Raw genomic sequence first — 1,825 nt, 5'->3', positions numbered from 1 at the left:
GTGGCCGCCCCCCTGACCACCGCCACACCCAACCGCCAACGCGACCACTCCAGCCCCGAGTGCCGAAACGATGAAACGAATCCTCATTTCGTCTCCTTGCTAAAAGGGGCGAAAGCCAATCTTGTTTGCTCGAAGAATATGAGCCCGGCTGGCGGCGTGGATCGACTTTCCATCAACTTGCTGGCCGCCGTCACCAGTTCGCGATCGTCGTGGCCGGCATCCTTGGAAGGACCTGCAACACTCCACGGCTTCGCAGCTCTTCCCGTTACCGACGATCGAACGTCGCCGCCCGTTGTCACGGACCAGGTATGCGGACAACGCCAAGATCCCGACGATGTAGGCGCCTACCGGCATCCCCACCGCCAGCACCGTCTGCGCCGAGTCGAGCTGGGAGCGGTGGTCGAGGAAGTAGGTCGCGGCATTCAGACCTGCCCCGGTGGCAAGGTCAGGTCGAACAACAGCTCGAGTGGCGTCGCAATGCGGGCGCGCTCGTCCGGGAGCGGAACTGACGCGATTTCTCGGTCGGCCGATGCGCTGCACCGTTGACCCTGATCTACTACCACGCGTAGTATTCGGGCTATCCCACCATGCACAAGGGGGTGCAACGTGAGGTGGAGTTTCGCCCAGATCGGGCTGTTGATCATTTGCGCTTTCCATGTCGCGCAGGCGGTGATCGGCTTCATCATGAATCCGAGCTTCGCGACCGGGCCGGGGGCGCCAACCGTGCAATTGCTCGGAATGGACTACAACGGCTGGCACGCCGTCGCCGGTCTCGCCCTCTTCGCTCCGGGCCTGGTGTTCGCCGTGCGCAAGTCGTGGGCCGTGTTATATCTGCTCCTCGCCGCGATAGCCGGTGCGCTGCCGGGCATTTGGGCGTTTTTCTCGCATCAGGTCGCCTTCGTCTTCACCTTTCCCAACAACATCACCGACGGAATCGTGCATTTGGTGACCGCCACGGTGATGGTCGCGGTGGCGGGAGTGCAGATCGGGATGGACGGCGGGCTGCGAGACTCGCTCGCCGATCTCCGGAAAGCGCGTTAGCCATACGGGATACGGCGAGCACTGTGGACTTCCGCCCGTCTACGAGTGACGTAGGTCCCTAGCCGCTATGCCGTACATATTCAAAGCTCCCACTCATGACACACCTCATTACCTGCAAGGTTGGGGGCTTGCTCGCCATCACAGCGGTGCTGGCGAACACTGCATGCACCCATCGCGCACCGCCACCGCCGTCGCAAACAACCGGCTCACCAACGACTACGCAGACAACCACGCCAACGTCGTCAACCACGCCGCCGACCACGACCGTCCCGCCCGGTCCGCATTCCGCGGCGGCCGACATCGACTTGCCACCCGGATCGGTTCTCACAAAGACACTCAACAATGTCGACAAGGCCGGGCAACCGATAACACAGGAGTTCTACTCCTACACGGTGCCCTACGACGTCGCCGTGGAATTCGTCGGAAAGCAGTTGTCCCAGAACCTATCCCCGAATGGATGGTACAAGGGCAAGCTTCGCCCATGCCATGGCCGCGTCGCTCCTGATCCTGCCCTGATCCCCCCTCCGTGGCACAACGAGAACTTGACGGAATGGCGGTGGTCCGACGGCAACAGGGCATTGAATGTCGACGTGAGCAATCCCGAAAGCAAGGTCATCAAGGAGCCAACGATCTCCATCGCGGACCTGCCGCTCAGTTCGGCCGGGTCCTGCCTGTAGGCGACTTCGAGCGGGCGGCAATCGTTATCGCCCCGCCAGCGCTGCTCATACGGCTTCGATCAAGCAGTTACCGACTTCGCCCCTTCTGCGAGGAGACGAAATGAGGA

Annotated in this window: 3 protein-coding genes; all 3 read left to right on the top strand. The window is 62.0% G+C overall.

The window, feature by feature from the left end; all coding sequences use genetic code 11:
- The coding region (locus A5713_RS29050; RefSeq protein WP_231980261.1) for a hypothetical protein at window positions 1-546 on the top strand (546 nt) is incomplete at its 5' end.
- 60 nt (window positions 547-606) lie between these two features.
- Entirely contained in the window at window positions 607-1,041 is a 435-nt protein-coding gene (locus A5713_RS06020) for a DUF4383 domain-containing protein (RefSeq protein WP_068093602.1), read from the top strand.
- Window positions 1,042-1,433: 392 nt separating this feature from the next.
- A complete protein-coding gene (locus A5713_RS06015; protein WP_156751770.1) occupies window positions 1,434-1,718 on the top strand; it encodes a hypothetical protein in 285 nt (94 codons plus the stop codon).
- Window positions 1,719-1,825: the final 107 nt, after the last annotated feature.

Origin of the sequence: Mycobacterium sp. E2497 (genome assembly GCF_001668695.1) — a bacterium.
Classification (GTDB): domain Bacteria; phylum Actinomycetota; class Actinomycetes; order Mycobacteriales; family Mycobacteriaceae; genus Mycobacterium.
The sequence above is the reverse complement of the archived record's forward strand: the minus strand, read 5'-3'. Positions and strand labels throughout refer to the sequence as shown.